This is a genomic window from Algoriphagus sp. A40, from assembly GCF_002002735.1.
Taxonomy (GTDB): domain Bacteria; phylum Bacteroidota; class Bacteroidia; order Cytophagales; family Cyclobacteriaceae; genus Algoriphagus.
Genome location: NZ_MUNY01000059.1, coordinates 16710 through 34351, shown reverse-complemented (window position 1 = coordinate 34351; position 17642 = coordinate 16710). Strand labels below are relative to the sequence as shown.

Here is a 17642-nt window from a genome sequence, read left to right as displayed (position 1 = left end):
TTGGATTATCCTAAGCTCCGCTTTTTTTGAGTTTCTAAATTGGATAAAAGAAAAGATGTCTTTTGTATTTATAGCTTAAATCAAATAAACGAGCGTTCAATCTAGTATAGTGAGCGAAATTCTCGATTAGCTCATCATTATTTGGTTAAAAAAAGTAACTTACTGATATGGAAACACTTCAGATAAATATTCTGGATCCAAAAGCTAAAAAACTCCTTGAGGACTTGGCGGACCTTAATTTAATTGAAATCAAACCCGCAGAAATTCCTGTTTTAGACGCTTACAGCCGAATTAAATCTAAGTTTGAAAATGCCCCGATCTCTGAAGAGGAGATTTTCAATGAGGTTGAGGACGTTCGTCGGAATAGGTATGGTGCCTCCAAAGTTTAGGGTAATTTTAGATACAAACATTTGGTTAAGTTTGTTGATCAGGGGAGGATTCCCTGCCATTTTTGAACTTGTCGAGGCAAAACAAATTCAAATACTATTAAGCATTGAATTACTAGATGAGTTTCTAGAGGTAGCCGGTAGACCTAAGTTTCAAAAGTACTTTTCAACGACAGACAGAGACTCTTTTCTGAGATTTTTATTACAAAAGGGAGAGTTGGTTAATGTCAATACAAAACCTTCAGATTGTAGAGACTCAAAAGATAACTTTCTTTTGGGCCTGGCTGAAGATGGAAAAGCCACTCATTTACTAACCGGAGATCATGATTTATTGGTTTTAAATCCCTTCCGAGAAACCAAAATTCTTCAGATATCCGACTTCCTGAAAGAATTCGAGTAATCCCAAGCGATCCGAATAGCCCACTCTTCTATTTCAAATAACTCCTCAGGTAATGAACAGAAATAAATTGCAATTTGGCTGTTTCGAAAGTTGCAGCTTTTGAATAATCGTCTTTGGAGACTTTTTAAATGCCGATTTTTTGAGCAAATTAAGAACTGAAACTTCTCACCAAGAAGGCATTTGATTTCCTTTTAAACCCATAAAAACCATGATTTCCGCATTTCAAATTGAATCCTACAGGCAGGATGGATTTTTGATACTTCCCCAGCTTTTTTCTCTTGAAGAAATGGCCCTGCTATATTCCGTTGCCACCGATGAAACTGTGACTTCGAATTCCTTTGATCTCAATGATCAAGACGGGAAAAAGACCAAATTGACGCTTTGGTTTACTGCTGGGGATGATTCCTTTGGACTGATGTCGCGTTGCAAAAGAATGGTGGAGTCGGTCCAGCAACTATTGGGTTCGGGTGAGGTTTGCCATTTTCACTCCAAGATCATGCAAAAACAACCCAAAGTCGGAGGAGCATGGGAGTGGCATCAGGACTATGGTTATTGGTACAAAAATGGATTTCTCTTTCCGGAGGCGATGATTTCGGTGATGCTTGCGCTGACAGATGCCAACAAAGAAAATGGCTGCCTGCAAGTCCTGAAGGGAACACATAAGATGCAGAGAATGGAGCATACGTTTATCGGAGAACAACAGGGTGCAGATCCCGATTTTGTGATTGAGGCTGAGAAAATTTCCGAGCTGGTTTATTGTGAATTAAAGGCTGGAGATGTGCTCTTTTTTCATCCCAACCTACTTCACCGCTCTGAAGCAAATCTTTCTGAAAAGCCGCGTTGGTCTGTGATTTCTGCTTACAACCTCTCCTACAACAAGCCTTTCCGGGAGAAGCATACTTCCTGTATCACGCCGGTTTCTATGGTGAGGGATGAGGCAATTTTGGCCAGCGGCCAAAAGAAAGTTTCGGGTGCTGATTTCTTGGTCAAGGAAGCTGAAATCACACTCAACGTAAAGTAAAAGCAAAAGACCTGGCAGGTTTTCAAAACCTGCCAGGTCTTTGAATTGGCACTATACTTTAAAAATATCCATTTTATTATGATCAAAATTTGCATCCTCGGAGGAGGGTTTATCGGTCGTTTTTATGCGGAATCACTTATCGGCAGAAGGGGAAAAGATGTGGTAAGTATGATTTACGCAAGAAGGGAGGAAACAGCAAAACGATTTGCCGATGACTATGAGGTTCCGAACTTTTCCACCGATATGGAAGCTGCCATCTCGCATCCGGATTCGGAGGTGGTGATCATCGCCCTGCCCAACTATGTGCATGAAGAGGCAGTGATGCTCTGCGTCAAACATAAAAAACCGGTTTTGTGCACCAAGCCATTGGGAAGAACGGCCGAGGAGGCCTTACGGATGACTTTGGCCTGTGAAGAAGCTGGAGTTTTCGCAGGATATCTGGAAGATCTTTGCTATACGCCGAAGTTCCTGAAATCCGTGAAAAGTATTGAAACCGGAGCTATCGGTCGTGTACTTTGGGCCAAATCCAGGGAAACCCACCCCGGACCGCATTCTGATTGGTTTTGGGATATCGAAAAAGCAGGAGGGGGAGCAATCCTTGATTTGGGCTGCCATTGTGTGGAGATTTCAAGAAATTTTATCGGAAAAGACGTGCTACCAGTCGAGGTAATGTGTTGGGCAGATACTCAAGTGAAGCCAATCGATGCAGAGGATCATGCGATCGGCCTAGTCAAATATGAAAACGGAGCCATCGGGCAATTCGAAGTTTCCTGGACTTTCAGAGGTGGAATGGATCTCCGGGACGAAGTCATGGGAACGGAAGGGACGATATGGATCAATTCATTTCTCCGCACTGGATTTGAAATGTTTTCCAGCGGTAATGGGGGAGATTATGTAGCCGAAAAAGCTGAAACTTCCTCCGGTTGGCTGTTTCCGGTAGGAGATGAAGCGCATGAACTGGGCTATCCCAATATGTTCGTGGACATGTTTGATTCCTTTGAGAAAGGGACCCAACCACGAGAGACTTTTTATGACGGTTATGTGGTCAATGCGATCTTGGATGCAGCGTACAAATCCGCCAAAACCAAACTTTGGGAACCAGTTCAGTTGCCTGTTTGGAGAGGCAAAACTGGACTTTCGAAACCTTCTGTTTACCAGGATTTTGATGAAAACTATTGGCTGATCAAAGAGGAAATCCTGCCAAACGGGGACCGGAAAACGATTCTGAAAAACAAGAAAACCGGAGAAATCACCACGGTCTAAGGGTAAGTGAATGTTTAACCTTTTGAAAACAAGGGGTTATTATAACATTAAGGGCAATGAGAAAATTAAGAACAGGAAGTCCAGACGTCGAAAGTTCTCTTCCCGGATTAGGCATTTTTCGTGTTGAGAGCTAAGCTGCTCCCTACAAACTTAATTCCCTACATTCTCTTAATGTTTTGAATATTTCATACTACAAAGCCATTTGAGCTATCCTTGGAGGCCAAATTGTTATTTCCCAATCACCTTGATCAAAGTTCCTTTTTCCAATTGATCAGTCAAGAGCATCCCGTTTAATATTGCCAATTCTTCAAACCTTGCTTTTGGCATTTTGAAATTTGAAAGTGCGGCTTCTAAAGTCATTCTCTGGGGGATAGTTTGTATTCGAACCACTTCTGGCTTTCTGTTGAGTTTTTCAGCTTCCTTTAGTTCCTTGAAATTTCTGATGGTAGAAAGGAAAACAGGCTGATAATTTGTGAATTTGGATAGTTCGGAAATCCCCATGATGCTATAAATATTTCCGTCAAACTGGATCATGGCGGAAAGCACCCGGATTGTTCCCGACTCCTGCTTTTGATCCGCAATGGCGAGAAGAGCCGAAAGCCCATTGATGGTTTCATTTTTCGATTCCACCAGCTCCAATTTGTATTGCTGAAGGAATGCCTGAGTGGCTTCTTCAGGTGTTTTTCCCGGAGCCAAAGTAAGAGACATCAGGGCATCACCTGCTTTTGGAGCCATCTGAACCTGTTGAGGTGTGTTTTGGAAGTTCCAGTCTTGGGGTGTTGGAAACTGGATTTTCAACACCGGATGGTAGAAAACATTGTTTTCCAAAAAACCCTGACGTGGATCTTCACCCAACACAATTCCGTCAATCTTTTTTAGGTAAGCATCCCTGTTTACTGATGGATTGGTCAAATCGAGTTTTGCCTTCCATTCCTCAGCCAGTTTTGCAACGGTGGTATTTCGTTCACCGGGAGAAGGGTGAGTAGAGAGAAATTCTGGAATTTCGCTCGCGCCTTCTTTGGCACCCTGTCTTTCAAGGGTGTTAAAGAATCCGGCCATTTCGGTAGCATCATACCCAATTCGGGAAGAATATTCCACACCCAATTCATCGGATTGCCGCTCAGCATCCCGGCCAAAACTCAGCAATGCGATCTGCATACCCTGAGAAAGTGGCTCCGCAAATTCTGCCAGTTCCGGCACAAACACCATTCCGGCGATCATTCCAAGCTGTCCGATCATCTGATTTCGCTGCTGAATGACCGAATGCCGGGCAGTCACGTGACCAATTTCATGGCCCAAAACTCCTGCAAATTCCGCCTCATTGTTGAAATGAGCCATGATTCCACGGGTGAAATAGACATAGCCTCCCGGTACTGCGAAAGCATTGATCACAGGTGAATCCACTACTTTGAAATGATAGTCCAGTTTTGGCCGATGGGAGACTGCTGCCATTTCCAGGCCTTTTGCTGTGATGAATTGCTGCAATTCGGGATCCTCATAGACTCCAAAAAACGCGGAAATCTCAGGGTCTGACTGCTGTCCGATGGAGATTTCCTGGGCTTCTGACATCAAGACTACTTGCTTTTTTCCAGTTACCGGATTGATGGCACATCCTTCGGTGAAGAGAAGAATTCCTGAGAACAGAAATACAATAATTGCGGATCGAGATTTCATGCGGTTTTGTTTTTTCGAGAGTTTTTAAACAATCTGAATTTACTCAGGATAGGAAAAAACCTTTTTAGTTCCATTGGATAATTCCCACTTACCTTTTGAGATTTTCAGATTGAATTCAGTTGTTTCCTGCAATTTTCCTGCCTTTGTAAATCCTTAGGAAAAATCCCCCTGCAAATCCAATCGAGCATTCATCTAGGTTGAGATGGGATTTGGATATATTTTCTGATTGTGTCAGTCAGAAGTTGAAAATTCAGGTTCCTTGGGTTTTCTTTAAGTTAGAATTAGTGCTGTTCCTCCCTGCTACTTTTTGAATTTAACCTGAACTAGATCCTTTAATTCCTAAAACCCAACTGAAAATGAATACAGGAAACTATTACAAACTGCATCATTTTATTCCCTGGACCAGGATGAAAATACTGTATATGGTTGCTGTCAGCACGGTGCCGACTTCGCTCTATTATTTTCTGGATTGGCATTGGTTGGGGATTCCCTGGGTTCCCGTGGCTTTGGTTGGTACAGCAGCTGCATTTATAGCCGGATTCCGGAATACGCAAACCTACAACCGACTTTGGGAGGCAAGGCAGATTTGGGGCGGGATCGTCAACAGCAGCCGAACTTGGGGGATCATGGTCAAGGACTTTGTCCGAACGGAAGATTTGGACGAAGAAAGAGGCCTGCACCAGCAATTGTTTTACAGGCATTTTGCGTGGCTGACTGCTTTGCGTTTTCAGCTAAGAGAAAGCAGGAGTTGGGAAAATGTCAAAACCAAAAGCTACAACCGAGAGTACCTCAACTACTATCTGGTGCCGGAATGGGAATGTGGAGTGGAAGTCGATTTGGTGAATTATCTAAGTGAGGAAGAATTGAATCTGATCCTTTCCAAGAAAAACAAGGCAGCTCAAGTCATCGCTTTGCAATCTTCCCAGCTCAGAAAATTGAATGAGCAAGGTCAACTATCGGATCTGAACTATGTGGAAATGCAAAATCTCTTGAAGGAACTCTACGATCATCAGGGGAAAAACGAGCGGATCAAAAACTTTCCCTATCCGAGGCAATTCTCCAGTATCAACATGTACTTTGTCTATTTGCTTACAATTTTGCTCCCTTTGGGGTTTTTGAATGAGTTTTCAAAACTGGGATCTGAAGTTGTTTGGCTCACTGTCCCGTTTAGCGTGATCGTGGGTTGGGTATTTTTGGTGCTGGAGCAGATTGGAGAAAGTACCGAAAATCCCTTTGAAGGCGGACCCAACGATGTGCCGATTTCATCCATGAGCAGGGCAATCGAAATTGACCTGAGAGACATGCTGAATGAGGAAAATCTGCCACAGCCCATCCTTCCGGTGAATGAGATTTTGATGTAGAATCAGCACCTAATGGATGGTTTTCAGGTTTTGAATTAGACCTTTTTCTATTTATGCTTTTCAGGAAAAGACCCTTTGAAACACAGAAATTACTTTGTCAAGAAAGCCTCCCGTCAGCAAAAATGCCAATTGTCTGCTTTCTTGAAGCCTAAGGATTATTTTTTAAAAATATTCCAAATTTAGAATAGGGGTAAGTAGGATTTCAGTTGTCTTATTTCAAAAAGAAACCAAAATCTTATCTTGCACCGAAAGCATTTTTATTTCCATGCAGGAGTCAGATCAACAGGTTTTTTTAGCGATACAATCAGGCCAAACTCCTGCCTTTGAAATGCTGTTTAAAACCTACTATCAACCCCTTTGCCGCTATGCTACGAGCTATCTGAAAGATCCCGATGGGGCGGAAGAGATCGTGCAGGCTGCATTTATCGGGTTTTGGGAAAAGCGGAAAACCATTTCGATCGAGACTTCGCTCAAATCCTATCTCTACCGTGCGATCCGCAATGCCTGCCTCAACGAGCTGAAACACGAGCAGGTCAAGCAGAAATATTTCGCCAGTGAATCGCTCAAGGAAGAAGCTCAATCCAGTCCGGCCGATCACCTTGCCATCCATGTGGAGTTGGAGGATAAAATCCGTGCCGCCATCCAGACTTTGCCCGAGCAATGCAGGCTAATCTTTACCATGAGCCGGTTTGAGGAGCTGAAGTATCAGGAGATCGCAGATCAACTGAATCTGTCTGTGAAAACTGTAGAAAACCAAATGGGCAAAGCATTGAAAATCATGCGGGCCCAGTTGAAAGAATATTTGCCTTTGCTGGCCATTTTGATGAGTAATTTGTTGAATCCATGAAGTGGGAAGAGGAATATATTGAAGATCTGGTCGGCAAATTCATCGTCGGTGAAGCCTCGGAAAGTGAAGTCCGAGACTTGCGGGAATGGTGCGCCCTTTCGCCCGAGAATCAAAAATACCTGGACGATTCGCTTTTCATTTTTGAAAAAGCCCAGCTTCCCGATGACCAGAATTTCGACACCGATGTGGCTTGGGACAAAGTAAAGGCGCAGATTACAGCAAAGAAAACAGTTCAAAGAACGCTGATTCCACTTTGGAAAGTAGCCGCCGGACTGATCCTGGTTGCAGCTGTTTCTTATTTGTTTTACTGGAATCTGGCTCCCGGAGACGAATTCGTCTACCTGAGCGAAAACCAGGTCATGACCCAGACACTTCCCGACCAGACGGAGATTTCGCTCAACAAAGCTTCCGAAGTCAAGGTGGAATACAATGTCCGAAAGAAAAGAGGAACGATCCAGCTCAAAGGCGAAGCGACCATCAGCATCGGCAAAGAGAAAGATATCCAATGGACTGTGGAAGCGGAAAATCTCCTGATCCGGGATATCGGGACGGTGTTTCATGTCAAAGCCTATCCTGATGGCCAACAGATTGAGGTTTCTGTTTTGGAAGGGGCAGTACAGTTTTATAGTCAGACTGAGGAGGGGATTATGCTGGAGGTCGGAGAAAAAGGAATTTACGACAAAGCATCCGGCAGCTACAGCAAAACCGTGGCAGACACTAATGTGGTTGCTTTCAAGACTCGCTCTTTTCAGTTTAATGAGGAAAATCTCCAGATAGTCGTAGACCGGATCAGTGAGGTTTATGACAGGAAAATCACCTTGGCAGGTGGAATAGGAACCTGCAAAATCACCGTTGAATTTACCGAGGAAGAACTGGACACAATCATTGGAATATTGTCTGAAACGATGGGCTTGGAAGTCAGTGAAAATGGCGATGAAATTATCCTGAGCGGCGAAGGCTGTTCCTAATCTGACGCACCGGACAAATGAGGAATCTATTACTGTTTTTAGCTGGATTTTTTTTGGTTTTGGGAAGTGTAAACAGCCAAACTATTCCCGTTTTGGAAAGGAGGATAACTATCTCTGTCCAGAATGAACGGATTGACAACCTTCTCAAGCGGCTTTCCCAAGACGCCGGATGCGTGTTTTCCTACAGCCCTTCAGCCATTGAGGTGAGTCGGACTTTTTCCGGAAGCTTTTCCGACCGGCCGCTGAGGGAAGTCTTGGAGGTGGTCTTTGACGGTGAAGTTCAGCTAAAGCCCAAGGGCGTCTATGTAATTCTGACTCCCAAACCATCCTCATCCAAAGAGATGGTGGTAAGCGGCTATGTGGTGGATGAAAGCGGAAAGGGAATCCGAGATGCAACAGTTTATGATCCGATCACGCTGAAATCCTCGACCACGGATGAGTTTGGTTATTTTCAGTTTGAGGTTAAAAACCCCGCTCAAGAAAATTTTGAGCTAGTTGTCAACAAGAAAGACTTTTCCGATACACTGGTCTTGGACAACTCCGGTAATTCCTTCCAGAAGATATTGTTGAAATCCGAAGATCTCGGCAAGAGTATAGCTGAACCGATGAAAAATTTCTGGCTTTGGACCAAAAACTCTGTGGGCGTCAAAAACCTTGAAAACGTCACAGATACCATTCACCGTGGATTTCAGATGTCATTGGTTCCATTTGTCGGCACCAACCGAAAAATCTCCGGTAGCGTCATCAACGACTATTCGCTCAACGTCTTGGGAGGTTTTTCGGGAGGAACTGAAAAGGCTGAACTTGGTGGATTGTTCAACATCAACAAAGGGGATGCTGGGGTAGTACAGATCGCCGGTCTGTTTAACCAAGTCGGGGGTCAGGTAAGGGGCTTCCAGTTGGCAGGTTTGGTCAATTCCGCAATGGACTCGGTAAAGGCCGCCCAAATTGCCGGACTCACCAATTTCACGACGGGAAACGTGCGTGGATTCCAATTGGCTGGTTTGCTGAACCTAGGCACACAAAGTGTTCAGGGTACGCAGATCGCCGGCATTGCCAATTACACCCATCGCGATATCGCGGGAGCGCAAATCAGCGGGATTTTGAACATTGCCAGGAATGTGACCGGTTCCCAAGTCGGCTTGTTCAACTATTCTGACAGCACCACAGGAGCTCCTGTCGGCCTGATCAGCTTTGTAAGAAAAGGGTATCACAAGGTTGAAATCGGCGCCGATGAAATGATGGCTTTGAATATTTCCCTGCGCACGGGTACCCGGTCCTTTTACAACATGCTTTTTGCGGGTATGCGCCCCGAGCAGGCAGATTCTACTACTTGGGCATTCGGCTATGGGATCGGCTTCTCACCAAAATTGGGCAAAAAAACATACTTGAACATCGAGTTCAGTTCCCAGCAGATGAACAAAGGCAATGTCCTGGCTTTAAACCTGATCAACCGGGCGTATCTGGGATTTGATTGGCAAATGGTCAAAGGCTTAGGGCTTTATGCAGGACCGAGCTTGAACTGGAGAGTGTATGACAGCTCCTACACCGACCATCCGGAGACCTTTACCTATGCCGATCCCAAAATTCTCTCTGAAAAAAACTATCCGGTAGAAGATCTTGCTAGCCAGCTGTGGTTTGGCGTTCGGGCTGGGGTTAGGTTTTTTTAGAAAGAGGAGGGAAGTCAGAAGGTTGAAGCTGGTAAAGTTTCCAAGAGCTAAAGGATCAAAGGTTGTCCTAAGCCGCGTAAATCGTACTTCGTAAATCCAATTTTTCTAGCTCCAAGAAATGCCTATTCTGATTTCAAACTCTTCACCGGATTCATAAGCGCGGCTTTGATCGCCTGAAAACTCACTGTCAATAAGGTAATTCCGAGCGCAATACCTGCAGCCAATACAAAAACCCATAAACTGATATCTGTGCGGTATTCATATTTTTGAAGACCCTCTTCGAGAACAAGGTAGGCCAATGGCATTGCGATGAGACATGCCAATAAAACCAGCAGCACAAATTCCTGAGACAGGAGTCTCCACATGTTCAGAACAGAAGCACCTAGCACTTTTCGGATGCCGATTTCTTTGGTCCGTCGCTCAGCCACAAAGGATGCCAATCCAAAAAGTCCCAAACAACTGATAAATATTGCAAGCACTGCAAAAACGCCGGCCAATTTGCCGATACGATCTTCTGTAGAAAACTTGGAATCAAATTCCTGATCGACAAATCGATAATCAAAAGGAATATCAGGGATAAGCTGCGTAAAGACCTTTTCGATTTTGGGCAAAGCTTCAGCAGCACTGATTCCGGGCGTGATCCGCATCAGAAGTACCCTTTCATAACCATAGGTGACATAAACCGCAGGTTTTACCGGTTCGAACGGTGAATTCATCAGCATATCCTTTATCACTCCCAATACCACAAAATCCTGATCCACATTCCAGGATCGGTTGGTCCAGCGGATTGTTTTTCCAACCGGATCCTCGAGATTCATGTATTTTACCGCCGCCTCGTTCAATACAATTCCGGAAGAATCACTTGCCATTTCAGCCATGAAGTCCCGTCCATCCACAAATTCCCAACCCACGGTTTTCCCAAATTCAGGAGACACATTCAGCGTAGCGAAGTACGCCTCAAAACCGGGATCTTTTCCTTCCCAATTGAAGCCTCCATTGTGCGACCAAGTCCCGGTGACATCACCGCCGGATTCTGCCACCTCTGTGACCATGCCCGTCCGCTTCAGTTCTTCCCGGAGCGCAATGGCTTTTGTATTGAATTCATCTGATTTTTTGCGAACCGAAATCAATCCTTCCCGGGAATAGCCCACCGGTCTGTCTTTGACATACATGAGCTGATGGTAAATGGCGGCAGTACAACTAATCAATCCGACAGAAACCACAAACTGGAGCACCACGAGCGTTTTCCGGGGTAGGGCAGAGAACCGGCCTGCGCGGAAAGTACCTTTCAAAACGCTTATCGGTTTGAAAGAGGAAAGGTAAAAAGCTGGATAACTCCCTGCCAACAAGACTGTAAGGAAAATAAAGGAAAGGCAACTGAGCCAAAACCATTTGTTGGCCAGTGGCAAAGCCAGGTCCTTCCCAGCCAATTGGTTGAACGATGGCAAGACTCCATACACAGCTATCAGGGCCAACAAAAAGGAGAGAATCACTACCAGGAAAGACTCACTGAAAAACTGCCCGATCAGTTGGGAACGGATCGAACCCATCGTTTTTCTGATTCCGACTTCTTTGGCTCTTCTTTCGGATCTGGCCGTACTCAGATTCATAAAATTGATGCAGGCAAGCAGCAGCACAAAAATCCCGATCGCAGCAATGAATCGGACCATTTGGATGGGACCGTTTTGGAGTTCCCCATCCCTGAAGTCAGCATACAAGTGCCATTCCGCCATTGGAAGCAATAAAACATCTGAACCCTCCGACCCATCCTGCTTCCTAAAATCCAGGTTTTCAGTTGCTTTTTTCTCAGCGGATTTGATGGCGGCACCTGCTTCCTGCATCGTCACATTTAGAGCAATCTCCACATAGACCATGAGAAAATTATTGTCCCAACCCTGCCGGGTGATATAGGAAGCGTCCTTCAAATAAAAATTCCAGGGTTCAAAAAACATCATGCCGTAGAATTCTGTGTTCTTCGGAAAATCCTCAAACACACCTGTGACTGTTACGTCGGTGTGGTTGTTTATCTTCATCGCCTTACCCATGGGATCACTATCGCCAAAAAATGCTTTGGAAGTGGATTCAGATATCATGATTCCCTGTATCTCATCGAGGCCATTCCAACTGCCATATTTCATTTTCCAGGAAAACATCTCGGGAGCACCTTCTCCGATATACATGCCTTTTCTGGTCAGTATTTTATCCTCTATGGAAAGCACCGCATCAAATCCCTCGGGGCCAGAGATGGGGACTATGTGTTTGAAATTCTGACCATAGGAGCTCTTAAGTTCCTCGATCAGCGGGAAAGGAAGATGCTTTTGCCCCATGTAATACTTGCCCTCGTAGTTTCCCGCTTTGGTCACCTGGGCGATCCGGTCATAGTTTTTGAAATACTTATTAAACGAAAGTTCATCAAAAACCCAAAGGCCGATCAGAATGGCCACTGCCATTCCAGCTGCCAAGCCAATGATGTTCAGGGAAGAGTTTCCTTTTTCCCTCAGCAGATTCCGCCATCCGATTTTGAAATAACTCTTGTACATGCCCATGGGATGAAACTGATTAGAATTTGAAAACGACCTGATAAACCCCGGTCTGAAATATTTTACCACACTCCAGGAAAATTTCCATCTGGCCTTTCTCGGAGATTCTTCCACCTCGCTGCCAAAAACCTCAATCAGATCCCCCTCGATCTCTTCGAGATAATCTTCGTGGCAAAACCAGCGGAGAAATTGAAGGGAACGTTTTGGAGGGGAGGTTTTCACTATTCAGATTTTAGACTGTTCACAGGGTTCATCAGGGCAGTTTTTACCCCTTGGTAACTGACGGTAAGCAAGGTGATGCCAATAGCGCCAACACCCGTTGCGACAAATACCCAGATGGATAAGTCAGTTCGGTAGATGAAATTTTGCAGCCATCCGTCCATCAAATAATAGGATAAGGGCGCTGCAACAAGGCATGAGATAAAAACAAGCCAAACAAACTCTTTGGAGAGCATGGCCCACAAGCCAGCGACTGAAGCACCCAGCACTTTTCGGATGCCAATTTCTTTTGTCCGGGTTTCGGCCACGAAAGAAGCCAATCCCAACAATCCCAAACAGCTGATGACTATGGCTAAACCGGCAAAGATGAAAGCCATGTTGGCGATTCTCTCCTCCTTGCCAAACTTCGCCGCATATTCTTCATCGGCAAACTTGTATTCGAAGGGAACAGTCGGGATGACTTTCTTAAAAACCGATTCAATCTCGGCCAATGCTTCGCTGGCGCTTACTTGTGGATTGATTTTGATGTTGACCCAATTGGGAGTTCCATTGTGTCCTTTCAAATAAAACATCGTGGGCCGGGCGGGCTCATACGGTGAAGCCATGACCATATCTTTGATCACTCCCAGGATTTTGTAATTCAGGACCTTATTCTCGTCTCCCCTCCATGTCCAGCTCACAAGTTCTCCGACTGGATCTTGAAGATTCATACGTTCGAGGGCAGATTCATTGATGACAATGCCCAGCGAATCACTGGCAATATTCAGATCAAAGTCGCGACCGTCAACAAATTGCCAGCCCACCGTCTTTCCGTGCAGGTGTGACACAGATAGCGTTGCAAAATCCCCCTCGTCTTCGGGCTTTCGGTCTTTCCAATCCCACCCATCGTTGCCGGAATAAATTTGAGTAATCGAACCCATGGATTCAGATACTTCGGAAACAACGCCAGTATTTTTCAATTCCTGCCGAAGCACATCATATTTTCCATTAAAGTCGGCTGACTGTTTGCGCATCATAATCAGCCCTTCGCGGTCGTAGCCCACCGGCCGGTCTTTCGCATATTGGATTTGGCGATAGACCACGATGGTTCCGATAATCAGGATGACGGAGATGGAGAATTGAAAAACCACCAACACCTTTCTCGGCAGGGAAGCAAAGCGTCCGATGCGGAAGGATCCTTTCAGCGCCCTGATCGGATTGAAAGAAGATAAATATAAGGCAGGATAAAATCCGGCCAGCAAACTGGTGAATGTGACGAAACCAAAACTTGCTACCCAAAACCAACCGTTGCCCAATGGGATCTCCATGTTTTTGGTAGCGATTTGGTTAAATCCCGGCAAAACGAGCACCGTCAAAATCAAGGCGAGAATGAAGGAAAAAATGACCACCAGAAAGGATTCGGTAAAAAATTGGCCGATCAGCTGACTACGAAAAGAGCCAATGGCTTTTCGGATTCCGATTTCCTTCGCCCGCTTTTCCGCCCGCGCAGTACTAAGGTTCACGAAGTTGATGCAGGCGAGCGCCAATACAAAAGCCCCAATAGCCCCGACGAGCTTCAGCATCAACATCGGCTCCATCTGGCCGTCACGAACCTCAGCAGGATGGAGGTGCCAGTCGCTCATGGGATACAATGCAAGTTCGGCTTCTCTTTTTTTGGCATCCTCTAAGTCTTCTGGGGCGAACTGCAGGGCACTTTTGATCTGTGAGCTAACTGATTCAAATGTGTTCCCTTTCTCTATCTCCACATAGATTTCGAGAAAGTGATTCCGCAGATCAGTCAAGGCACGTTCTTGAATCCATTTATTCTCGGACACATACAAGCTCCACGGAGCAAAGAACTTTACTTCACTGAATTCTGTGTTTTGCGGGAAGTCTTCAAAGACACCGGATACAACCACATCTGTTTTGTTGTTGATCCGAATGGTCTGGTTTATTGGTTCTTTCGAACCGAAAAGCGCATCAGCCACTGACTTTGCCAACATCACCGAATTCATTTCAGCAAGTCCAGCACGAGTGCCTTCAAGCATTTTTAGTGAAAAAAGCTCAGGTCCTTCCTCATCCACATAGAGTCCAAGGGAAGTTGTTTTTATTTCTCCAGCGGTCAGGATTTTTTCCTGCTGAGGGCTTGCCCGGGCAAGCCGTTTGAACTGGTGGTTATACTTTTCGACAAGATCCGCTCCGAGAGGGTAAGTCATAGAATTATAAGTATATGTCCCTCCCTCTTCGAGATCCAAACCAACCTCCACGACTTGGGCAATCCTGTCGTAGTTGTCAAAATATTTATTGTAGGAGAATTCGTGCCAGATCCAAAGTCCGTTCACGATCGCCACCATCATACCGATGGCAAGTCCTACTATATTGAGGAGCGAGTAACCCTTATTGTGCAGAAGATTCCGCCAGCCGATTTTGAAATAACTCTTGTACATGCCCATTGGAGAAAACTGATTAGAATTTGAAAATGACCTGATAAACCCCGGTCTGAAATATTTGAGCACGCTCCAGGAAAGTTTCCATTTGGCCTTGCTCGGAGAATCCTCCACCTCTCTGCCAAAAACCTCAATCAAATCCCCCTCGATCTCCTCGAGGTAATCTTCGCGGCAAAACCAGCGGAGGAATTGAAGGGGGCGTTTGGGCGGGGAGTTTTTCATGGTTCTTATTCCGATTTAAAACTCTTCACCGGGTTTGTGAGCAATGCTTTGAGAGTTTGAAAGCTAATGGTTACCAAAGCAATCAAGACAGCAAGCATGCCAGAGACAATGAATATCCAAACCGTGATATCGATTTTATAAGCATAGTCTTGCAGCCAGCCATTCATCACGTACCACGCCAGCGGAGAGGCAATCACAATCGCGATAGACACCAGAATGAACAATTCCCTCGATAGCAGATTGAACAGGGAGATCTGGGAAGCGCCCAGCACTTTCCGGATGCCGATTTCTTTGGTGCGCTGTTCGGTGGTGAACATGGTCAGTCCCAGCAAGCCCAGGCACGAGATGAAGATGGCCAGAAAGGCAAAAGCATTTGAGAGTTTGGTGACGACCTGCTCACTGTTATATAGTTGCTGATACTCATCGTCCGAAAACTTATAGGTAAATGGGAATTGGGGATTCAGCTCCTTGCTGATTTTTTCCAAGCCCGCCAAGGCTTCCTTTGTTTTTCCCGGTTCAATTCTGACCAAGACCCAACCCTGTTCAATCCCCTCACTCAAGCGAAACAGCAAGGGGCTGATGTTATTGTGCAAAGAGCTGAAATGAAAATCTTTCACAACGCCAATGATGGTTCCTTTTGTGTCCCAAAGTGTTAAAGGCATGCCGATCGGATCCTTGTAGTTGAATAGTTTCAGGGCTTCCTGATTGACAATATATCCAACACTATCGGAGCCAAATTCGGGAGAAAAATCCCGGCCGCTTTCCATTTCCATTCCCATGGTCTTGATGAAATCATAGTCAACAGCGGAGTATGTAAGCGGAAGGAAAGAGTTGGGGTCTTTGCCTTCCCACTCAACGCCACCGGTGCCGTTCGCTATCCGGGTAGGATTGTCAGTGATGCGGCTGATCGTTTTAACACCATTCACACCTAAACCCTGATCTTTGAATACCTTGTATTTGGCACCTAAGTCTCCTTCCAACTGTATATAGATAAGGTTCTCACGGTCATAGCCCAAATGTGCATCCTGCACATACCTCACTTGTTTTGAAATAACGATGGTGCCCACGATGAGCATAATGGAAAGCGCAAACTGAAACACAACAAGTCCTTTCCTGAACCACAGCGCACCACTTCCAAATTTCAATGAGCCTTTCAGTGCTTTTAGCGGGTTAAATCCCGACTGGTAAAGGGCCGGATAACTTCCTGAAATAAACCCGAGAAGAATGGAAGCGGCACCCATCGATAACCAAAAATAGGGTTGGCCTATGGGAATTTGGATTTGCTTTTGTGTGATCGCATTGAAGACCGGAAGCGCAGCAAAAACTATTAATAGCCCTAAAGCAAAAGCAAGGAGAACGGTCAGTATAGCCTCGCCGACAAACTGACTGACCAAAGCACTTCGGAATGCTCCCACCACCTTTCTCACGCCTATTTCCTTGCCGCGTTTCATGGAGTAGGCGGTGGTCAGGTTCATGGAGTTGATACATGCAATCAGGACAATGAACCCTGCAATGATGCTAAACAGGTTTACATACTGAACTCGCCCGCCTGCAATCTCACCATTTTCAAATTTGGAGTTTAGGTATTGTTCGCGGTATTTCTGCAAGGCAAGCTTGACTTTAAAGTTTTCATTCTGCGCGTCCTCATGCCTGTTAAGAAAATCCCGAAACTTACGTTCGAACGCTTCCCTGTCGGTGCCGTCCTCCAGCACCAGGTAACAGAGCACCCCGTTATTACCCCAATTTCTTGTCCAGTCATTTTCTTCCAGGAAAGTATCCCAGTTCAACAGGAAGTCAAATTCCATCGAAGTATTTGAAGGCATATTTTCGAACACGGCCGAAATCTTCATGTCCTTCATGTTTTTGTACCGAATAAACTGACCGTAGGCAGCATCCACGGAGCCAAAAAAGTCTTCTGCCATTTTTCGGGAGATCGCAATGTCGATGGTGGTTTTGAGCGCATGCTCTTTTGTGCCTGCCAGTAAAGGAAAGCTGAATACGGAGAAGAAATCGGGACCGGCAAAACTGCCTGACTCTTTCAAGATTTTGTTATTGGCTTCAAATGAATACAGGTTGCTCAAGGTCATCGAAGTTGCAACCTTTACTTCGGGGTAAGCTTCTTTCAATTCCCCTGCAAGCAATCCAGGGTTTGCATAGCCTCCATCAATTATTCCATCGTAATACGCGCGATGAAAGACAACATATAGGTTATCATTGTTTTCGTGGAAAGCATCTATTCCCTTTTCATCGAATACCCACAGCATGATGATCAGACTGCATGCCATGCCCAGCGCAAGGCCCGAAATGTTGATGGCGGAGAATGCCTTGTTCCTCAAAATATTCCTCCAGCCGATTTTGAAATAACTCTTGTACATTCCCATTGGATGAAACTGATTAGAATTTGAAAACGACCTGATAAATCCCGGTCGGAAGTATTTGAGCACGCTCCAGGAAAATTTCCATTTGGCTTTGCTCGGAGAATCTTCCACCTCTCTGCCAAAAACCTCAATCAAATCCCCCTCGATCTCCTCAAGGTAATCCTCCCGGCAAAACCAGCGGAGAAATTGAAGGGAACGTTTTGGAGGAGTGGTTTTCATGCTGGTGTTTCAATCAATTCTTCATTTGACTCAATTAGGAAGAATTGC

The 17642-nt window shown here is 45.2% G+C and carries 11 protein-coding genes; 7 read left to right on the top strand and 4 right to left on the bottom strand.

Features of this window, described 5'->3' with window-relative positions; genetic code table 11:
- Positions 1–309: 309 nt before the first annotated feature.
- The 3 genes from B0E43_RS13755 (at position 310) to B0E43_RS13745 (ending at position 3070) form a co-directional block, all read left to right on the top strand.
- Positions 310–786 (top strand): putative toxin-antitoxin system toxin component, PIN family, encoded by a 477-nt coding sequence (locus B0E43_RS13755; RefSeq protein WP_077350670.1) that lies wholly within the window; start codon positions 310–312, stop codon positions 784–786.
- 208 nt (positions 787–994) lie between these two features.
- Entirely contained in the window at positions 995–1807 is an 813-nt protein-coding gene (locus B0E43_RS13750) for a phytanoyl-CoA dioxygenase family protein (RefSeq protein WP_077350668.1), read from the top strand.
- Positions 1808–1885: 78 nt separating this feature from the next.
- The gene (locus B0E43_RS13745) at positions 1886–3070 is read left to right on the top strand and encodes a Gfo/Idh/MocA family protein (RefSeq protein ID WP_077350666.1); all 1185 of its coding nucleotides are present in this window, start codon (positions 1886–1888) and stop codon (positions 3068–3070) included.
- A 228-nt stretch (positions 3071–3298) separates the two neighbouring features.
- On the opposite strand, the gene B0E43_RS13740 is transcribed toward B0E43_RS13745, so the two are convergent.
- Entirely contained in the window at positions 3299–4744 is a 1446-nt protein-coding gene (locus B0E43_RS13740) for a M48 family metalloprotease (RefSeq protein WP_077350664.1), read from the bottom strand.
- A 356-nt stretch (positions 4745–5100) separates the two neighbouring features.
- Here B0E43_RS13740 and B0E43_RS13735 point away from each other — a divergent pair, with 356 nt between their 5' ends.
- The 4 genes from B0E43_RS13735 (at position 5101) to B0E43_RS13720 (ending at position 9590) form a co-directional block, all read left to right on the top strand.
- Entirely contained in the window at positions 5101–6105 is a 1005-nt protein-coding gene (locus B0E43_RS13735; RefSeq protein WP_077350662.1) for a bestrophin family protein, read from the top strand.
- Between the two features lie 265 nt (positions 6106–6370).
- Positions 6371–6952, top strand: a complete 582-nt coding sequence (locus B0E43_RS13730) for an RNA polymerase sigma-70 factor (protein WP_077350660.1) — start codon at positions 6371–6373, stop codon at positions 6950–6952.
- Complete coding sequence (locus tag B0E43_RS13725) at positions 6949–7920, top strand: FecR family protein (protein ID WP_077350658.1); 972 nt, start codon at positions 6949–6951, stop codon at positions 7918–7920. The genes B0E43_RS13730 and B0E43_RS13725 overlap by 4 nt, the downstream gene beginning before the upstream one ends.
- A gap of 17 nt (positions 7921–7937) precedes the next feature.
- Positions 7938–9590 (top strand): carboxypeptidase-like regulatory domain-containing protein, encoded by a 1653-nt coding sequence (locus B0E43_RS13720; RefSeq protein ID WP_077350656.1) that lies wholly within the window; start codon positions 7938–7940, stop codon positions 9588–9590.
- Positions 9591–9712: 122 nt separating this feature from the next.
- Here the strand turns inward: B0E43_RS13720 and B0E43_RS13715 are convergent, their stop codons facing one another.
- Genes B0E43_RS13715 through B0E43_RS13705 form a run of 3 tightly spaced genes read right to left on the bottom strand, consistent with a single transcriptional unit; the run spans position 9713 to position 17594 of the window.
- The gene (locus tag B0E43_RS13715) at positions 9713–12352 is read right to left on the bottom strand and encodes an ABC transporter permease (RefSeq protein ID WP_217349170.1); all 2640 of its coding nucleotides are present in this window, start codon (positions 12350–12352) and stop codon (positions 9713–9715) included.
- Positions 12352–14997: an ABC transporter permease gene (locus tag B0E43_RS13710; protein WP_217349169.1), complete on the bottom strand. Its 2646-nt coding sequence runs from the start codon at positions 14995–14997 to the stop codon at positions 12352–12354. Before B0E43_RS13710 ends, B0E43_RS13715 begins: the two co-directional genes overlap by 1 nt.
- Positions 14998–15002: 5 nt before the next feature.
- Positions 15003–17594 (bottom strand): ABC transporter permease, encoded by a 2592-nt coding sequence (locus tag B0E43_RS13705; protein WP_217349168.1) that lies wholly within the window; start codon positions 17592–17594, stop codon positions 15003–15005.
- Positions 17595–17642 lie beyond the last annotated feature (48 nt).